The sequence below is a fragment of the Streptomyces sp. NPDC006294 genome, assembly GCF_042870895.1.
In the GTDB taxonomy this organism is placed as follows: Bacteria; Actinomycetota; Actinomycetes; order Streptomycetales; family Streptomycetaceae; genus Streptomyces.
Map to the genome: position 1 here is coordinate 47,018 of NZ_JBIAHV010000027.1, position 17,713 is coordinate 64,730.

At 71.3% G+C, this 17,713-nt stretch carries 22 protein-coding genes; all 22 read left to right on the top strand.

Features of this window, described 5'->3' with window-relative positions; genetic code table 11:
* Window positions 1-393 precede the first annotated feature (393 nt).
* On the top strand, window positions 394-1,161 hold the full coding sequence (locus ACFYOP_RS32600; RefSeq protein ID WP_356899483.1) for a DNA-binding response regulator: 768 nt from the start codon (window positions 394-396) through the stop codon (window positions 1,159-1,161).
* A gap of 82 nt (window positions 1,162-1,243) precedes the next feature.
* The gene (locus ACFYOP_RS32605; protein ID WP_356899484.1) at window positions 1,244-2,038 is read left to right on the top strand and encodes a LuxR family transcriptional regulator; all 795 of its coding nucleotides are present in this window, start codon (window positions 1,244-1,246) and stop codon (window positions 2,036-2,038) included.
* A gap of 206 nt (window positions 2,039-2,244) precedes the next feature.
* A complete protein-coding gene (locus ACFYOP_RS32610; protein WP_356899485.1) occupies window positions 2,245-3,168 on the top strand; it encodes an ACP S-malonyltransferase in 924 nt (307 codons plus the stop codon).
* A 31-nt stretch (window positions 3,169-3,199) separates the two neighbouring features.
* Window positions 3,200-3,952 (top strand): alpha/beta fold hydrolase, encoded by a 753-nt coding sequence (locus ACFYOP_RS32615; RefSeq protein ID WP_356899487.1) that lies wholly within the window; start codon window positions 3,200-3,202, stop codon window positions 3,950-3,952.
* The gene (locus tag ACFYOP_RS32620; protein ID WP_388453798.1) at window positions 3,949-4,710 is read left to right on the top strand and encodes an IclR family transcriptional regulator; all 762 of its coding nucleotides are present in this window, start codon (window positions 3,949-3,951) and stop codon (window positions 4,708-4,710) included. The genes ACFYOP_RS32615 and ACFYOP_RS32620 overlap by 4 nt, the downstream gene beginning before the upstream one ends.
* Window positions 4,711-4,837: 127 nt before the next feature.
* Window positions 4,838-5,092 (top strand): acyl carrier protein, encoded by a 255-nt coding sequence (locus ACFYOP_RS32625; protein WP_356899488.1) that lies wholly within the window; start codon window positions 4,838-4,840, stop codon window positions 5,090-5,092.
* 33 nt (window positions 5,093-5,125) lie between these two features.
* Window positions 5,126-6,388 carry a beta-ketoacyl-[acyl-carrier-protein] synthase family protein gene (locus tag ACFYOP_RS32630; protein WP_356899489.1) on the top strand — a complete coding sequence of 421 codons (1,263 nt, stop codon included), beginning with the start codon at window positions 5,126-5,128 and terminating at the stop codon, window positions 6,386-6,388.
* A complete protein-coding gene (locus ACFYOP_RS32635) occupies window positions 6,385-7,536 on the top strand; it encodes a beta-ketoacyl synthase N-terminal-like domain-containing protein (RefSeq protein ID WP_356899490.1) in 1,152 nt (383 codons plus the stop codon). The genes ACFYOP_RS32630 and ACFYOP_RS32635 overlap by 4 nt, the downstream gene beginning before the upstream one ends.
* Entirely contained in the window at window positions 7,533-8,411 is an 879-nt protein-coding gene (locus ACFYOP_RS32640; protein ID WP_356899491.1) for a beta-ketoacyl synthase N-terminal-like domain-containing protein, read from the top strand. Before ACFYOP_RS32635 ends, ACFYOP_RS32640 begins: the two co-directional genes overlap by 4 nt.
* Window positions 8,411-9,259 carry an alpha/beta hydrolase gene (locus ACFYOP_RS32645; protein ID WP_356899492.1) on the top strand — a complete coding sequence of 283 codons (849 nt, stop codon included), beginning with the start codon at window positions 8,411-8,413 and terminating at the stop codon, window positions 9,257-9,259. The genes ACFYOP_RS32640 and ACFYOP_RS32645 overlap by 1 nt, the downstream gene beginning before the upstream one ends.
* The gene (locus ACFYOP_RS32650; RefSeq protein ID WP_356899493.1) at window positions 9,256-10,227 is read left to right on the top strand and encodes a hypothetical protein; all 972 of its coding nucleotides are present in this window, start codon (window positions 9,256-9,258) and stop codon (window positions 10,225-10,227) included. The genes ACFYOP_RS32645 and ACFYOP_RS32650 overlap by 4 nt, the downstream gene beginning before the upstream one ends.
* On the top strand, window positions 10,224-10,571 hold the full coding sequence (locus ACFYOP_RS32655; protein WP_356899494.1) for a DsrE family protein: 348 nt from the start codon (window positions 10,224-10,226) through the stop codon (window positions 10,569-10,571). Before ACFYOP_RS32650 ends, ACFYOP_RS32655 begins: the two co-directional genes overlap by 4 nt.
* Window positions 10,572-10,979: a hypothetical protein gene (locus ACFYOP_RS32660; protein ID WP_356899495.1), complete on the top strand. Its 408-nt coding sequence runs from the start codon at window positions 10,572-10,574 to the stop codon at window positions 10,977-10,979. It begins immediately after the preceding gene.
* Entirely contained in the window at window positions 10,979-11,389 is a 411-nt protein-coding gene (locus ACFYOP_RS32665; protein WP_356899496.1) for a hypothetical protein, read from the top strand. Before ACFYOP_RS32660 ends, ACFYOP_RS32665 begins: the two co-directional genes overlap by 1 nt.
* 123 nt (window positions 11,390-11,512) lie before the next feature.
* On the top strand, window positions 11,513-12,625 hold the full coding sequence (locus tag ACFYOP_RS32670) for a beta-ketoacyl synthase N-terminal-like domain-containing protein (RefSeq protein ID WP_356899497.1): 1,113 nt from the start codon (window positions 11,513-11,515) through the stop codon (window positions 12,623-12,625).
* Between the two features lie 40 nt (window positions 12,626-12,665).
* Window positions 12,666-12,917 (top strand): acyl carrier protein, encoded by a 252-nt coding sequence (locus tag ACFYOP_RS32675; protein ID WP_356899498.1) that lies wholly within the window; start codon window positions 12,666-12,668, stop codon window positions 12,915-12,917.
* On the top strand, window positions 12,917-13,321 hold the full coding sequence (locus ACFYOP_RS32680; protein WP_356899499.1) for a hypothetical protein: 405 nt from the start codon (window positions 12,917-12,919) through the stop codon (window positions 13,319-13,321). The genes ACFYOP_RS32675 and ACFYOP_RS32680 overlap by 1 nt, the downstream gene beginning before the upstream one ends.
* Entirely contained in the window at window positions 13,318-13,803 is a 486-nt protein-coding gene (locus tag ACFYOP_RS32685; protein WP_356899500.1) for a beta-hydroxyacyl-ACP dehydratase, read from the top strand. Before ACFYOP_RS32680 ends, ACFYOP_RS32685 begins: the two co-directional genes overlap by 4 nt.
* A 23-nt stretch (window positions 13,804-13,826) precedes the next feature.
* Window positions 13,827-14,573 carry a 3-oxoacyl-[acyl-carrier-protein] reductase gene (gene fabG / locus ACFYOP_RS32690; RefSeq protein ID WP_356899501.1) on the top strand — a complete coding sequence of 249 codons (747 nt, stop codon included), beginning with the start codon at window positions 13,827-13,829 and terminating at the stop codon, window positions 14,571-14,573.
* Window positions 14,574-14,602: 29 nt separating this feature from the next.
* Window positions 14,603-15,244 (top strand): DsbA family protein, encoded by a 642-nt coding sequence (locus tag ACFYOP_RS32695; RefSeq protein WP_356899502.1) that lies wholly within the window; start codon window positions 14,603-14,605, stop codon window positions 15,242-15,244.
* 6 nt (window positions 15,245-15,250) lie between these two features.
* On the top strand, window positions 15,251-15,463 hold the full coding sequence (locus ACFYOP_RS32700; RefSeq protein WP_356899503.1) for an MbtH family protein: 213 nt from the start codon (window positions 15,251-15,253) through the stop codon (window positions 15,461-15,463).
* A 349-nt stretch (window positions 15,464-15,812) separates the two neighbouring features.
* Window positions 15,813-17,713 (top strand): condensation domain-containing protein (locus tag ACFYOP_RS32705; protein ID WP_356899504.1); only part of this gene is annotated, 1,901 nt, incomplete at its 3' end.

Genomic DNA, 17,713 nt, shown 5'->3' on the forward strand with positions numbered 1-17,713 from the left:
TGACAGCAAACGGTCACGCGTCTCACCGTCCGTGACGTTTACCTGGCGTGCAGTGACCAAAGTGGGAGGCGGCACTTTCGCTTACGGGGCGCCTGTGCAGCTTGTTGACAGTCGTGGCGCACGCGAGCGCCCATGGCTTGAAACAAGGGGGTTCCATGAGTGCCGTGCGCGTCGGCCGTGACCGATCTTGTTGACTGGTTCCGAGCCAGCGAACTAGTGTTCCTGACGAGAATCTGAGCCTTTCTCATGGCGTGAAAGTGCCGGATTCAACAGGTGTATTGGGCAATCTCCCGCCGGCGACCCCGGGGGGTGCCGGTGGCCAATACTGAGGGTCGGCGCGGACTATGAAGAAGATCCTGGGTAGTCGAGGGGGCGCGAGTGACGGATACGGTTGTGGATCCACCAGAAGCGGACGGAGCCGAGCAGACCGTGCCGGAGGAGCACGCAGCACATCTTGAGGAGACGCTGCTGCAGGTCCAGGCACTGATCGAGTCGACGGTCTCCCTGTACCGCAGGCAGCCGGTCGCATCGCTCGCGGCGGAGCCCACTGATGTGGCCCTGCTCGACAGTGCGCTCGATCAGCTCATCGGGGGTGTACGCCACTCGCTGAGTGTGGCGCTGTCGCAGGCGGGTGACTTCAACGACTCGGTGCTGCGGCTGCTCGCCCGGGTGGGGCCGGCCGCGGCGGTACGGGTGCTGTGCACCGCGGAGGTGGCGGACGTGTCCCTCCCGGCGCTGCGCAGGCTCCCGCAGTCGCGTCTGGAGATCCGGGTCGTCGAGCGCGAACTGCGCGAGATCGTCGTCGTCGACGGCGCGGGCGCCCTGGTGCGCGGCGCCCCGACCGAGCAGGGCGCCCAGGCCACGGTCATCAACGACGCCGCGGCCGTCCGCGCCCTGGAGCTGCTGTTCGCCGGGGCGTGGTCCCGCGGGCGCCGGCTCGCCGACCATCTCGAGCTGGGACCGCGGCTGCGCACGGAGCTCACCCGCAACATCCTCGAGCGGCTGCGGGCAGGGCGCACCGACGACGTCGCCGCCCGCGAACTGAACGTGTCGCTGCGCACCTATCGCCGCCATGTCGCGGAGATCATGCGGGAGCTTGATGCCAACTCCCGCTTCCAGGCCGGTGCGCGCGCCGTGGAGCTGGGGCTGCTGGCGGAGTAGCGACCAGACGAGCGACCAGAACGCGGCCCGTCAGGCGGGCGGGCCGCAGGCAGAACACCAACGGGGATGGTGGAAAACCACTTTGTCCAGAGAACCAGGGGACGAACTCGAGCACGCCTTGCTGGAGGTCCAGGCGCTGATCGAGTCAACCGTGGCCATCCATCGCGGCCGCAGCGTTCGAAAACAGCAGATCGCCACCATCGAGGGTGGTTACGGGGCCGTGCTCGACATCGCCGAGGAACTGATCGCGACGGCCGACCGGTCGATCGACATCGTGCACGCGCGGATGCCGGCCATCAGCGAGCAGCCCGACCGTTCGGAGCGATCAGAGCGGGAACTGATCTACGGGGCCAACGAGTCGGTGTCGGTGCGGCTGCTCGCCAGCCCCACCCTCCTCGACGAGTCGTACGTCCGGGAACAGCTCGGCAGACCCAGACCGGTGGCGATACGGGTGGCCCGGGTGCCTCCCCTCCAGGCGCTGCTGGTCGACGGCACGACCGGCCTCGTGGTGGCCGAATCGGCGGTCGGCCGCCGGGCCTCGCTGATCCGGGCCCCGGAGGTGCTGCACACCCTGCACATCCTCTTCGAGAGCGTCTGGAGCAACGCGGTCCCGGCCGGTGAGCGCATCGTCTTCGGGGACCGGGACCGCGCCATGCTGGCGCGGCAGATACTCAGCGCTCTCAGAGCCGGTGTCACCGACGAGGTCGCCGCCCGGGAGCTCACCGTGTCGGTGCGCACCTACCGCCGCTACGTAGCGGAGATCATGGCGCTGCTCGGTGCGAATTCACGATTCCAGGCAGGTGTCAGGGCAGCCGAATTGGGGCTGCTCCCGCCTGCCTCCGCACCGGGTCCTGGTGGCCACGGTCCGGTGTCCTGAAAGGCCCGCTGGCAGCTTCCTGAAAGGACCGTTGCCGCCCTTCCCGCCGAGCAGTTGTATAGGCCCCGAGGCACGGGATTCCCGCTCTGTGGAATTCCTGTCCCCGGCGCTCGTGCAACCCCCGTGCACGCTGCCGGTGCACGGGGTTCCGCGCTGTCCGGACTCCCGTGCCTCCCTCCCGGTTGACACCGCGTGGAAGGCGGGCCATGAATCAATTGCCGATCGGTCTGGTGTTTCCCGGACAGGGCACTCAGAAAAAGGGAATGGGTGAGGTCTGGCGGGAAACCCCGTCGTGGAACCTCGCGGAAAAGATCTCCGAGGTCACCGGTGAAGATCTTCCCGGGCTGCTGCTGGACACCCCGGCGGAGCAGCTCCGGCGCACCGACCTCGCGCAGCTCACCGTCTTCACCGTCGCCGTGATCGCACACGCGGAGGCGGTGCGCACCGGGGCGCTCGACGGGCCGGTCGTCGCCTGCGCCGGCCACAGCCTGGGCGAGTACGCCGCGCTGACCGCGGCAGGAGCCGTCACCGTCGAGGCCGGCGCCGCGATCGTCGCCGCCCGCGGCCGCGCCATGCGCCGCGCCGCGGAGGACCGCGAGGGGACCATGGGCGTGCTGGTGGCCGCGCCGGCGGACGCGGTGGCGGCCCTGGTGGACGAGGTGCGGGCCGGCGGGACCGACGTATGGGTCGCCAATGTCAACGCACCGGGCCAGACCGTGGTGTCCGGCTCTCCCGACGGGATCGACCGGATCGACGCCGCGGCGCCCTCGATCGGCGCCAAGATGATCCGCCTCCAGGTCGGCGGAGCGTTCCACAGCCCCTACATGGCGCCCGCCGCGGAGGCGCTGCGCACCGCGCTGAAGAACACCGCGTTCGCCCCCGTCCATATGCCCGTCGTGGCCAACGTCGACGCGGTGCCGTACACGGGCGACTGCGACTGGCCGGAGCTCGGCACCCGCCAGCTCACCCGCCCGGTGCTGTGGGAGCGATGCGTACGGACCCTCACCGCGACGCTCGGCTGCGGCCGCCTCGTCGAGCTGGGACCGGGCCGCACGCTGGCCGGGCTGATCCGCCGGATCGACCCGGACATCGAGGTCATGTCCGTGGACGCCCCCGGCGTCCTGCACTGACGCATCCCGCGAGCGAGGAGACCGACGCACCATGGCACTTGGCACGGACAGCATCTGGCTGCGCAGATACGCCACCCAGGATCCGCCCCGGACGCGGCTGGTCTGCCTCCCGCACGCCGGCGGTTCCGCCAGCTTCTTCCACAGCTGGGGCCACGCCCTCGGCAGTGACACCGAGGTCGTCGCGGTCCGCTATCCGGGCCGTCAGGAACGCATCGCGGAGGACCTGTTCACCGGGATGGAACCGCTCGCGGAAGCGGTCACCGAGGCGCTGCTGCCCCTGTGCGACACCCCGCTGGTGCTCTTCGGGCACAGCATGGGCGCCTCCCTCGGCTACGAGGTCGCACTGCGGCTCCAGCAGCGGCACGGGACTCCCCCCGCCGTGCTCATGGTCTCCTGCCGCAAGGCGCCGCATCTGCTCACGCCCCGCACGGCGCCGCTCGGCGACGACGACGAGCTGGTCGCGGAGGTGAAGCGGCTGGGCGGCACCGACACCGCGCTCCTCGACGACCCCGACCTGCGGGAGCTGATCCTCCCGGCGATCCGGGCCGACTTCTCCATCGTCTCCGCGTACACGGCGCGGCCTGGCGAACCGCTGGACTGCCCCGTCGTCGGCTATGTGGGCGACAGCGATCCCGACGTGGACGTCGAAGGCGTCCGGGGCTGGGAGCGGATCGCGCCCAAGGGCTTCGACCTCAAGGTGCTGCCCGGCGGGCACTTCTACCTCGTGGACCGCCGCGACGAGCTCATCGGGGACATCCGCGCACGGCTGGCGTCACAGCGATGAGCACCGCCACCCAGCCGCTGCCGATGAGCGGTGTCGGTGTGCTGGACAAGGCGTCGATCCTGCTGAGCGTGGTCGAACGCGAGGCGGTGACGCTCTCCGAGCTCGTCGCCCGCAGCGGGCTCGCCCGGCCGACCGCCCACCGGATCGCGGTCGCCCTGGAGCGACTGGGGCTGCTCGCCCGGGACTTCGACGGCCGGTTCGTGCTCGGTCCGCGCCTCGGCCACCTCTCCGTGGAGGCGCAGCGGGACCGGCTGGTCCAGGCGGCCGCTCCGGTGCTGGCCGACCTGCGCAGTCTGACCGGGCTCGACGCGCGGCTCTTCCGCCGCCGCGGCCCCCTGCAGATCTGTGTCGCATCCTCGCCCGCCGGCCCCGCCGACGCCGTCCCGGTCGGCACCTCCCGGCCGGCCAAGTCCGGCCCGGCCGCCCAGGTGCTGCTCGCCTGGGAGGACCCGGAGGAGCTGTACGAAGGGCTGCGCGGGGCCCGGTTCAACGCCGCGGCGCTGGCCCAGGTGCGCCGGCGCGGCTGGGCGCACGGCCCCGACTCCATGGCGCCGGGCAGCGCCGCGTACGCCGTGCCCGTACGGACCAAGGGGCACCGGGTGGTGGCCGCCCTGGTGCTGTCCGGGCCGCCCGCACGGGTGCCGGGCGCCCCGAGCCGCGTCCTCAGCGGCGCGCTCATCGATTCGGCCGCCGCACTGAGCGACGCGCTGCGGCGCGCACAGGGTGAATTCGTGCCCGCCGGCTTCGCCGGGACGTGAACAGCAGGAACGCGGTGGCAGCTTGTTGCAGCCGCCGTTGTGGCCGATAGCGCACGGCGACAGTATTCATTTGCGAGTAATCCTGCCGCGAATCGATCAGCGGCACATCACAAAAAGGGGTAAAGGCGTGTCCACTGTTACGCGCGACGAGCGTCTCGTCACCATCAAGGAAATCGTCTGCGACATTCTCGAGATCGAGGAGGACGAGGTCACTGAGGTCAGCCTTTTCAAGGAGGACCACAATGCGGACTCGCTTCGCGCCATTGAAATCCTCGCGGCGCTGGAAAAGGAGTTCGGTGTCGTCATCAACCAGAGCGAGCTGCCGCGCATGGTGAACCTCAAGGGCGTCTACGAGGTCGTCTCGGAGCCGGCCGGCTGGTAGTCGGCCCCGGCCGCAGTGGATTGGGAGGTTGGCATGACGGCAGTGCGCGGCACCGGCCAGGCCGGGCCCGAACGGCATCGGGTCGTCCTCACCGGACTCGGTGTGGTCTCCAGCATCGGGCTGGGGGCACAGGAGTTTCTGCAAGGACTCCGCCAGGGACGCAGCGGAGCGCGGCCCATCACGGTGTTCGACACCGAGGGGTTCGCCCACGCGAACGGGTGCGAGATCACGGATTTCGACCCGCGTGACTGGATCAGCACGCTCCAGGTGGAACAGCTCGGCAGGGCCGCGCAGTTCTCCGTGGCGGCGGCCCGGATGGCCCTGGAGGACTCGGGACTCGACCTGACGGAGCTGCGCGGCCGTCGTGGCCTGATCTCCATCGGCACCACGGACGGCGAGAGCTACGACCTCGACCAGATGGTCGAGAGGGAACTGGCCGACGGCACCGGCATGTTCGACCCCGCGGCCGCGCGGCGGGTGCCGGCCGGCCGGCTCTCGGTGGCCATCGCCCAGGAGCTGGGCCTCACCGACGTGGAGGCGCTCACCATCCCGACCGCCTGCTCGGCCGGCAACTACGCCATCGGCTACGGCTTCGACGCCGTCAGCTCCGGCGAGGCCGAGTTCGCCTTCTGCGGCGGCGCGGACGCGATGTGCCGCAAGACCTTCACCGGTTTCTACCGGCTCGGCACCATCGCGCCCGACCGGTGCCAGCCCTTCGACGTGGACCGCAAGGGCATCCTCACCGGCGAGGGCGCGGGCGTCCTCGTCCTGGAACGCCTCGACTCCGCCCTGGCGCGCGGCGCCACCATCTACGCCGAGGTGCTCGGCTACGGGCTCAACTGCGACGCCCACCACCAGGTGGCGCCCGACCGGGACAGCGTCGCGGAGCTGATGCGCCTCGCCCTGGAGAACGCCGGCGTCAAGCCGAACGAGGTGGACCTCATCTCCGCGCACGGCACCGGCACCAAGGCCAACGACATCACCGAGGCGGGCGCCATCCGCCAGGTCTTCGGAGACGCGCCTCCCCGGACCGTCTCCATGAAGTCGATGCTCGGCCACAGCATGGGCGCCGCCAGCGCCCTGGGGGCCATCGGCTGCGCCCTCGCGATCCAGAACCGTTTCATCCCGCCCACCATCAACCACGTCACCACCGACCCCGAGTGCGACGTCGACTGTGTCCCGAACGAGGCGGTCGAGGCCGACCTGAGGATCGTCCAGAACAACGGTCTCGCGTTCGGCGGCAACAACGCGGCGGTCCTCCTCGGCAGGTACGACGCGATCAAGGAGGCGTCATGACGATCCGCCCCATCATCGGGATGGGCGCCGTCGCCGCCACCGGCTCCGGGGTCGACGAGCTCTTCGAGAGCCTCTGCCAGGGCCGCAGCGGCCGGGCCGAGCTCCGCGGGTTCGACCGCACCCGGTTCCGGGCGCAGCACGCGTACGAGGTCGACGACAGACCGGTCGCCGGCCAGGACGTACCCGGCCGTGCGACGGAGCTGCTGCTCGACGCCGTCGGCCAGGCGGCCGCCGACGCGGGCCTCGGCGAGGACCTCAGCGGCATCCCCGTGCTCGTCGGCACGGGTCTGCGGGAGCTGCGCTCCCTGGAGCTGTGGTGGCGCGACGGCTCGCCGTTCGCGGACTCCGGGCTGCACTTCGGCACCGGGCTGCGCGAGCGCTTCAACGCCGATGTCACCCACACCTTCTCCAACGCCTGCTCCGCCTCGCTGTACGCGCTGGCGCTCGGCTCCGACCTGCTGGACCAGGAGGGCGACGACGCGCCCGACACCGTGATCGTCGCGGGCGTCGACGTGCTCACCGAGTCCATGTACGGCCTGCTGGAGCGCGTGCACGCGCAGCCGCCGGACCGGGTGCGGCCCTTCGACCGCAACCGCACCGGCGTGCTGATGGGCGACGGCGCCGCGGCGATCGTGCTGCGCCGCACCGAGCAGGGCGCGCCCCAGGTGCACGGCCGGCTGCGCGGCGTCGCCGTCAACTGCGACGCCTACCACGTCACCGCGCCGTCCCCGGCGGGCATCGCGGAAGCCATGCGCGCCGCCCACCGGCTCGCCGGGGTCAAGCCGTCCGACGTCGACCTGGTGATGCTGCACGGCACCGGCACGCTCCTCAACGACGAGGCGGAGGCCGCCGCGCTCGCCGACGTCCTCGGCGACAGCGCCTCCGGACCGCTGATGACCGCCGTGAAATCCATGACCGGGCACACCTCCGGTGCGTCCGGGCTGATCAACCTGATCGTGGGCGTACGCGCCCTGAACGAGGGACGGGTACCGCCGACCGTGGGCCTCGAGGAGCCGGTCGAGGAGGCCGCGCCCTTCCGCTTCGTCACCGGGGAGGCGGCCGGTTCACGGCAGCTGAACGTGGCGCAGCTCAACGCCTTCGGATTCGGCGGCATCAACGCCGTCGCCATAGTGGAGGGCCCCCGATGACCACGCAGAGCACCGACACCACCGTGGTGGTCTCCGGCGCCGCAGTGCTGCTGCCCGGCGCCGACACCGTACGGGCCCTCGCCGACGGCCCGGTCTCCGGCGGCGCCCCCGTGGAGCCGGCCGAGCACGTCGGCCGCAAGGGACTGCGCTACAAGGACCGGGCCACCCAGCTCGGCTACTGCCTGACCGCGGCGGCCCTGAAGGACGCCGGCCTGCTCGGCGACGACGGCCTCACCTGCGCCCCCGAGAGCCTGGGCGTGGTCGCCAGCTCCAACTTCGGCAACCTCGACACCGTGGCCAGGGCGCTGGACACCATCCGCGAGGAGACCGTCACCGCGACGAGCCCGATGGACCTCCCCAACGCGTCCAGCAACGTCATCGCCTCGTCCGCGGCCATCCGCTACGGCCTGCGCGGCCCCAACCTGATGGTCTGCAACGGCGAGACGTCCGGCCTGGACGCCGTCCACTGGGCGACCACGATGATCGTGGCGGGGCGCGCGGAGCGCGTCCTCGTCCTCGGCGTCGAACCCGACAACGAGGTGGTGCGCAGGCTCCTCGGCGGCGGCCGGGCGGTGGACGGCGGCGCGGCCCTCGTCCTGGAGGCCCGGACGGCGGCCGAGCGGCGTTCCGCGGCCGTCCGCGCCGTACTCGGCGCGTACAGCCGCGGCGCCGGTGACCCGGCGCCCGCCCGGGGCCGCCGCTGGGAACTGCCCTCGCACCTCGGCCGTGCGTCGGGCGCCTACGGAATCCTGCAGTGCGCCGCCGCCGTCGGCTGGTTCGACGCCGGCGAGCGCGGCCCGGTACATGCCGTCGCGGGCACCGCGGCGGACGACGCGAGCGCGGACCTGGTGCTCCTGGCCCCCGAGGCGGCGTGATGACCACCCACATGGACCTGAGGCCGGTATCCGTCCAGCAGCGCACCGAGGGCAGTGGCCCCCGGGTGCTGATGCTGCACGGACTGGCCGCCAACGACAGCGTCTGGGAGCGCGTGATTCCGCTGCTCCCCGCCGAGTACGAGCTGTGGACCGCCCGGCTGCCGTGGCGCACGGAGACCATCGGCGAGTGGGGCGAGCAGCCCAACCTCAAGGGCTGGCTGGCCAGGGCGATCGAGGCGGTGCCCGGCCGCGCCGAGGTCGTCGTCGCGCACTCGATGGCGGCGAACGTCCTGCTCGACCTGCTCGACCAGAAGAACCGGGGCGGCGTCGACGCGCTGCGCCAGTTCGGCATCCGGGCCCTGGTGCTCGCCTCGCCCTTCTACCGGGGGGCGGCCGACGAGTTCGACTGGGACACCATCAGCTACTACCTCAACGACTTCCACCTGATCATGGAGGAGGGCATCCGCGCCCACTCCGACGGACGCTTCCCCGCCGAGGTGCAGGAGGCCATGGGCCGGCGGGTGCGCGACCGTGTCGGCGCCTACGGCTGGTTCCGCTTCTTCGACCTCTACCTGCGCACGCCCGCACTGCAGACCGGCCGCATCACCGTCCCCACCCTGGTGCTGGGCGGCGAGACGGACTTCGCCGCCCGGCCCGAGGAGAGCGTGGCACTCGCCGAAGCGCTCCCCGACGCGGTCTCCCGCGTGCTGCCCGGCTGCGGGCACTTCCCGATGCTCGAGGCGGCCCAGCTCTTCGCCGCCACCGTGCAGGACTTCGTCAACCCGATCATGGGCGTCACCCCTCAGCGCGGGACCGCCCCCCTCAACGCTCTGGAGCCCCAGCGATGACCCTCGTCACCGACACCGCCGTCAAGGCGCTCCTCGAAACCACCACGACCACGCAGGTGCGCCCCCGCTACGAGGGCTCCAACATCTGCACCTGGATCGGCTTCAAGCACGTCAACTACCTCGTCGAGGAAGCCGTTCTCGACCACTTCCGGCAGGCCGGCCTGCCCGCCCGCGCGCTCTACGAGGAGCACGGGCTGGGCCTCGACCTCGTCTCCATCGACAGCCGCATCCTGCACGCCTTCCACATGGACGACATCGCGGACGCGGAGGTCGTGCCCTGGACGAAGGGCGACGACGGCACGATCGGTTTCAAGATCACCATCCAGTTCGAGCGCGATGGCGAGATCCACAAGGCCGTGACCTCCAAGGTCCGCGTCTCGCTGCGCATCGACACCTACCTGGAGGCGGCCGGCGAGGTCCCCGCCGAGCTCGCCCGCTTCGCCGTCGCGACCCTCGGCGACGACCTGGAGCGCGAGGCGCCCGCCGCCGCCCCGGCCGAGGAGGAGATCCTCGCCTCGCTCACCGCCGGCCAGAACGCGTACGCGTGGAAGTGGAACATCCCGTACCCGTACTGCCACTTCACCGAGCGCATCCAGATGTCCGGCTACCTGCGGCTGATGGAGGAGGGCAAGGACCGCTTCGTCGCCGACCGCGGCATCTCCATCAAGACCCTGCTCGACGACCGCCGCTGGATCCCGGTCGTGCCCCGCTCCGACATCCGCATCCTCGACGAGGCGCTGATGGAGGAGGACCTCTACACGGTCTACACCGTCGAGGAGGTCTTCAAGGACTTCACCTACACCTCGCGCATGGACTTCTACGTGCTGCGCGACGGCAAGCTGGTCAAGACCGCCACCGGCCGCATCGTGCACGGCTACGCCGTCATCGAGAACCGCCGCGACTGGAGCCTGGTCAACTTCGACCAGCGGGTGATCGACGCGATCAGCGGCAAGGCGCCGCAGGCGTGACGGAGACCTGGGAGAGCGGCGGTCCGCCCCGGCTGCTGCTCATCGAGAGCCAGGGGCAGCCCGCGCGGGACTCCGGTTTCCGGCGCGACGCGGTCACCCAGGTCCTCACCGGGCACTCTGTGCTGCTCTTCCTGGTCCAGGACGGTGTCGTACTGGCGGTTCCCGGCAGCGACGAGGACCTGGACCGGTTCCAGAAGGGCGGCGGGGTGCTCGCGGCGGACGGGTTCTCGCTCGCCCAGCGGGGACTCGACACGGACCTGCTGCGGCCCGAACTGCGGGTCGTCGGCATGGACGAGGTGGCGGGTTGGCTCCTCGACCCCGCTGTCCGGGTGGTGTGGCACTAAGTGGCCAGGAGGATTCCCGAGACGGATGTGCTGATCACTCTCATGGGCGCCCCGCACGGCAGCGACCGGGTCACCACCGCACTGCGGCTGACCCAGGCGCTGCTGGAGCGGGGGGCCAGCGTCCAGGTGTGGACGTGCGGCTACGCCACCCTGCTCACCCAGCGGGCGCTGGGCCCCGACAAGCCGCGCAACCTCGCCGACTGGAACCGCGACCACCCGTCCACGGCGGCACTGGCCGAGGAGCTGCTCAACGCCTTCCCCGGCCGGCTGTACTGGTACGGCTGCCGTTTCTGCAGCGACGACCGGGGCGCCGCCGAGCATCTGCCGCAGGTGGTGCTGCGCCCGCCGGCCGGATACGCGGCCAATGTGGCCGCGGCGGCCAAAACCGTCCTGGTCGGAGTGATCTGATGGAGTCTCAGGAACATCCCGGCGGGCGGGTGCTCGCCATCGTGGAGCGCGGCTACCGGGGCGCGCTGGAGAAGCAGTTCTTCGACGAGCTCTACCTCGCCACCGAACTGCACCGGCAACTCGGCGGTCTCGACATCCTGCTGCGCGGCCAGGCCGTCACCTACGCCATCGACGCGCCGCCGGTGCCGCCGCTGCGCATCGGCAACCGCACGGTGGACACGCTCAGCGACCCCCGCAAGGGGCTGCGCACCCTCCTCGACGCGGGGGTGGGCGTCTGGGCGGAGGAGCCGGGGCTGGCCGCGCTCGGCGGGTCCGGCTCGCCCGACCGGCTGCTGGCCGGCATCCGGGTGGCGGCGGAGGGCGAGACGGCCGCCCGCTGGACCGACTACCGGATGGTCTGCTTCCTGTGACCGCCCTTTTGTGACCGCCTTCTTGTGACCCCCCGAGCGCCTGACCGCCGCACCGACGGTGTACGCGCTGCTGTGACTTCGCGAGCTCGACGAGCTCGATGAGCGGAAGGAAATACGACGGACATGTCCACACTCACCACCGGCGCCGGACGCCCGGTGATCACCGCATGGTCGGCCGTGTCGTCGTACGGCATCGGCAGGGCGGCGTTCGCCGAGGGCCTGCGCGAAAGGCGCGAGGCCGTCGCGGAACTCGGCCCCGAGCACGGCGAGACGCCCGACGGCACCGGCTGCGTGGTACCCGGCTTCGACATCCGCACGGTGCTCGGCAAGAAGGGCACCCGCTCCATGGACCGGGTCACCGGCCTGACCGTCACCGCCGTCGGCGCCCTCCTCGACGACGGCGACCGCAACCGCGCGGTCGGCACCGGCGAGGGCGCCGCCTTCGCGCTCGGCACCACCACCGGCAGCGCCCAGTCGATGATGGACTTCACCCGGGACTCCCTCACCGGCGACCAGCCCTTCTTCGTCGACCCGGCGCGCTTCCCCAACACCGTGATGAACTGCGCCGCGGGCCAGAGCGCCATCTGGTACCGGCTCAAGGGCCCCAACGCCACCATCGCGGGCGGCCGGACCGCCGGTCTGCACGCCCTCAACTACTCGCGCAGACTGCTCACCTCGGGCCGCGCCCGTACCGTGCTGTGCGGCGCGGCCGAGGAGTTCTCCTCCGCCCGAGCCTGGCTGGAGCGCCGGGCCGGCGACGAGGGCGACGACCCGGCGGGCGCCCCGCTCGGCGAGGGGTGCGCCATGCTCCTGGTCGAACCGCACGACCCCGACGACGCCGCCCAGCCCGTCCTCGCCGAGCTCCTCGCCGTCGAACTCGGCGTCGTGCTCGACGGCGACACCCGCCCCGCGCTCGTGTCCTGCCTGCGCTCCGCGCTGCGCCGGGCCGGCGTCGAGACGGACCAGGTCGTGGCCGTCGCCCGGTCCGGCGCGCCGGGCCGCGAGGGCCGCGGGGAGGCCGAGGCCGTGGCCGAGGTCCTCGGCGCCGCCGGCCACGCCGACCTGACGCCCACCGGGCTCATCGGCGACACCGGCGCCGCCGCCGCGGCCTTCCAGGCCGCCGCCCTGCTGTCGTACGCCGCCGACCGGCCCGATCCGGCCGCCGGCCGGATCGGCGTGATCACCTCCGTGGACCGCACCGGCACCGTCGGCTGCGCCCTGCTCGCCCTGCGCTGAGCTCCGCCACAACCACCAGCTGATGAGAGGAACTTCAACCGTGCTGGACAAGGAAGAACTGCGCGCCGTCGTGGCCCAGGTGCTCGACGTCGACGAGTCCGAGATCACCGACGACGCCAGGTTCGTCGACGACCTCGAGGTCGACTCGCTCATGGCCCTGGAGGTCGTCGTCGTACTGGAGAAGAAGTACGGCATCAAGCTGCCGGAGTCCGATCTCAAGCAGATCGTCACCCTGCAGAGCGCCTACGACCTGCTGCTCGGCAAACTCGACGCGGCGCAGCGGGCAGCCTGATGCCAGGCGCGAGCCCGCTCGCGGGACTGGTCGAGGTGCTGCCCTCCGAGGACGAGTCGCGCACCGCCGCCCGCTTCACCGTCCAGGACGGCGAGACCGTGCTGCCCGGCCACTACCCGGGCTTCCCGATCTTCCCGGGCGTCTGCCTGGTGGAGTGCACCCACCTCGCCGCCCTCGCCACCGCACCCGGCGGCGCCAAGGACGGCGAACTGGCCGCCGTGGAGTCGACCCGGTTCACCGGGCCCGTCTTCCCCGGCGACCGGCTGGAGATCGCCATGGGCTGGAAGCAGACCCCGGCCGGCGACTGGCAGTGCCGGGCGAAGCTCGCCACCCAGCGCGGCGACGCCGCCACGGTACGGCTGCGCTACCGCCCGCACACCACGGCCCCGGAGGTGGCTCCATGACCGGCCAGCGCGACATCCGGGCACGGCTGCCGCACCGCTTCCCGATGCTGCTCGTCGACCGCGTCGTCGACGTCGTACCGGGCGAGCGGCTGACCGCCCTCAAGGCGGTCACCTGCAACGAGCCCTGGTACGAGAAGCTCGGCCCCGAGACTCCCGAGGAGGACTTCGCCTACCCGAAGTCCCTGCTCGTGGAGTCCTGGTGCCAGTCCGCCGGAGTCCTCGCCACCTGGGACGACCCCAACCCGGACGTGCTCGACGGGCAGGTGATGCTCTTCGGCTCCATGACCGGGGTCGAGTTCCACCGGCCCGTGCTGCCCGGCGAGGTGCTGGAGCACCGGGTCCGCCTCGACCGCCGCGTCGACGACACCGTGCTGTTCGAGGGCGAGAGCCGCTCGGCAGGGGAGACGGTCATGACGATCGGCCGGATCGTCATGGCCTTCCGCCCCGCCGAGACACTGCGCCCCGCCGCAGCGACCACCTGATGCACGACTCACGGAGAAACATCATGGGAGACACCACGAACCGGGTGGCGCTCGTCACCGGCGGCTCGCGCGGCATCGGCCGGGCCACGGTCCACGCGCTGGCCCGTGACGGATTCGACGTCGCCTTCTGCTACCGCTCGGACGAAGAGGCCGCCCGCACGCTGGAGAAGGAGACCGCCGACCTGGGCGTGCGCGTCACCGGCAGCCGGGTCGACGTCGCCGACGCCGGGTCCGTACGGGCCTGGATCACCGCCACCGAGGCGGAGTTCGGCCAGATCGACGCGGCCGTCACCGCCGCCGGCATCACCCGCGACAACCCGCTGGTCCTCATGGAGGACGAGCAGTGGCGCCAGGTCATCGACACCAACCTGGACGGCGTCTACCACGTCTGCCGGGCGGTCGTCTTCGGCATGATGAAGCGCCGTTCCGGAGCGATCGTCAACATCTCCTCCGTCGCCGGCGTGTACGGGAACGGCACCCAGACCAACTACTCCGCCTCCAAGGCCGGGATCATCGGCTTCTCCCGCGCCCTGGCGAAGGAGACCGGCCGGGCCGGCATCCGGGTCAACGCGGTCGCCCCCGGCTTCATCGAGACCGACATGGTCGCCGCGATGAACGACAAGGCCCGCAAGGAAGCCCTCTCCTCGATCCCGCTGCGCCGCATGGGCACGGCGGAGGAGGTCGCCGACCTCGTCGCCTACCTGGTCTCCGACCGGGCCGCCTACATCACCGGAGCCGTGCTCCAGATCGACGGCGGCATCACCATCTGATCCACCTGCGAACCCCCTTGGAGGCGGTGATGGCACGACGCGGACCACGCTGGTACTTCTCCTTCCGCAGCCCGTACTCCTGGATGGCCTACCGGGACCTGACCGGCAGTCATCCGGACGTGGCGGAGCGGATCGAATGGCTGCCCTTCTGGGAGCCGGACGAGTCCGCCCAGGACCAGCTCGAGCGCAGCAACATCCGGCTGCCGTATGTCCCGATGTCCAAGGAGAAGCACCTCTACATCCTTCAGGACGTCCGCCGGCTGGCCAGGGCGCGCGGGCTCGAGATGGTGTGGCCGGTGGACCCGGCCCCGCGGTGGGAGGTCTCGCATCTCGCGTATCTCGCGGCGGAGGAAGCCGGCGTCGGAGCGCCGTTCATCGCCGAGACCTACCGGTATCGCTGGGAACTGGGCGCGGACATATCCGATCCGGAGACCATGGGCCGGATCGGAAAGGAAATCGGGCTCGACCCGCATGTGACGGCAGAGGCCCACCGGGACCCGGCCGTACGGGAGAAGGGCCTGCAGGCACTCAACTCACTCCACCGGGACGGCGTGTTCGGAGTCCCCTTCTTCATCGACGGCTTCGACAAGTACTGGGGAGTCGACCGGCTTCCCGGCTTTGTGGAAGCGGTGCGCGCCCGGATCAGAAAACAAACAACGAAGGAAGGCTGAAACATCATGGCGACCAATCCCTTCGAGGACGACAACGCCAACTACTTCGTCCTCACCAACGAAGAGGGGCAGTACTCCCTCTGGCCGGCTTTCGCCGAGGTGCCGGCGGGATGGACCGTGGTGCACGGCGAGGCGGGACGGCAGGAGTGCCTCGACCACATCAACACCAACTGGACGGACATGCGCCCCAAGAGCCTGGTCCAGGCGATGGGCGGCTGACGCCTCCGCACCCGCCGGGCCGGCCCGGCGGGTGCGGGACAGTGGTACGGGACGGGTGCTCGCGGATCGCGCGGGCGCCCGTTCCGTGCGTCCGGGGCCCGCCCGGCGACCGGCGCGTTGGCAGGATTGTGCCGGTGCGGATACGGCCCGGCGTGCGCTCTGACCACGGCTTACACGGTGCTTGGCAGCATGATGCAGGGACGGTTGTTCGGTTTCTCGGGCGGTGCGAGAGTAGCCGGAAATCAGGAGTGGGGGGAGCGCGGGACGCCTCCGGAATTCCTTATCTCCGGGATATCTCCGCCGTTGCGGCGGAATCCGTTGCAGTCGATCTGCTCGAGGTGGATGAAGAATGACGCTCGGTGGGCACGGGATACCTCTGACGGCGGCGCAGTCGGGAATCTGGTTCGCCCAGCAGCTCGACGCGGAAAACCCGGTGTACAACGCCGGTGAATACCTGGAAATCCACGGTGCGCTCGACCGCGGCCTCTTCGAGGCCGCGCTGCGCCGGGTCGTGGACGAGATGGACAACCTCCGGGCGCGGTTCACCGAGACGCCCGACGGACCGCGGCAGGTGATCGAACAGGATCTCCGCTGGGAGCTGCTGACCGTCGACGTCAGCGCCGAGGCCGATCCGCGTGCGGCAGCCGAGGCGTGGATGCGCGCGGACATGGCCCGCCCGCAGGACACCTCCGCCGGCCCGCTCTTCCTGTTCGTCCTCTTCAGGGCCGCCGACGACCGCTGGTTCTGGCTCCACCGCTACCACCACCTGCTCGTGGACGGCTTCACCGTCGCCCTGGTCGCCCGGCGGACGGCCGAGATCTACACCGCGCTCACGACCGGCGAGGAGTCGCCGAACCCGTTCGGTCCACTCGATGAACTGGTCCGGCAGGACGCCGCGTACCGCGAGTCCGAGCGGTTCACCACCGACCGGGACTACTGGCTCCGCCGTCTCGCCGACCGCCCCGAGCCGGTCAGCCTCTCGGCCAAGGAGCCGAGCGCCGCGCGCGGCCTGCTGCGCCGCACCGCCCGGCTGGACGCCGGCGTCGCGGAGAAGCTGCGGGAGGCCTCCCGCGAGGCCGGGGTGCCCTGGCCGTGCCTGGTCACCGCCGTCGTCGCCGTCTATCTGCACCGGCTGACCGGCGCCGAGGAAGTCGTCCTCGGGCTTCCCGTCACCACCCGGCTCGGCGGCGCCGCCCGCTCCCTGCCCGGCATGGTCTCCAACGTGCTGCCGCTGCGGGTGCCCGTGGCCGGCCACAGCACCCTCGAGGACGTCCTCACGCAGGTCGCCCGCGAGATGCGCGGCGCCATGAAGCACCAGCGGTACCGGTACGAGGACCTGCGCCGCGACCTCCAACTCCTCGGCGCGGACCGGCGGCTGACCGGTCCCCAGGTCAACATCATGATGTTCGACTACGACCTGCGCTTCGGCGAGCTGCCCGCCACCGTCCACAACCTCTGCATCGGCCCCGCCGACGACCTGTCCGTGATCGTCTACGACCGCACGGACGGCAAGGGCCTCCAGATCGACTTCGACGCCAACCCCGACCTCTACACCGGGGCGGAGCTCGACGCCCACCTCGCCCGGTTCCGCGCCTTCCTCACCGCCCTCGCGGACGCCCCGGCCGACCTGCCCCTCGGCAGGGTCGACGTGCTCACCGGGGAAGAGCGCGCCCTGGTCGCCCCGGCCGCCGCCGCGCCCGCGGAGCAGTCGCCCGCCACGCTGGTCGAGGTCTTCGAGGACCAGGTGGCGCGTACGCCGGACGCCGTCGCGCTCTCGTACGGCGACGTGTCGCTGACCTACCAGGAGCTCAACGAGCGGTCCAACCGGCTCGCACGGCTCCTCAGAGCCCGCGGTGTCGCCCCCGAGCAGTACGTGGCGATCGCCCTGCCGCGCGGCGCGGACCTGATCGTCGGTCTGCTGGCGGTGGTCAAGTCGGGTGCGGCGTATGTGCCGATGGACCCGGACTATCCGGCGGACCGGCTCAGCTACATGGTCGCGGACGCGCACCCCGTCGTCGTGATCACCGACAGCTCCGCCGACCTGTCCGCCGTCGACACGGCCGGTGTTCCCCGGCTCGTCCTCGACCTCCCCGAGGTCGTCGCCGAGCTCGCCGCGCTCGACGGCGACGACCTCGGCGTGGACATCGCCTCCAGCCACCCGGCGTACGTCATCTACACCTCCGGTTCCACGGGCCGGCCGAAGGGCGTCGTCGTCCCGCACTCCAACGTGGTGCGGCTGTTCACGTCCAC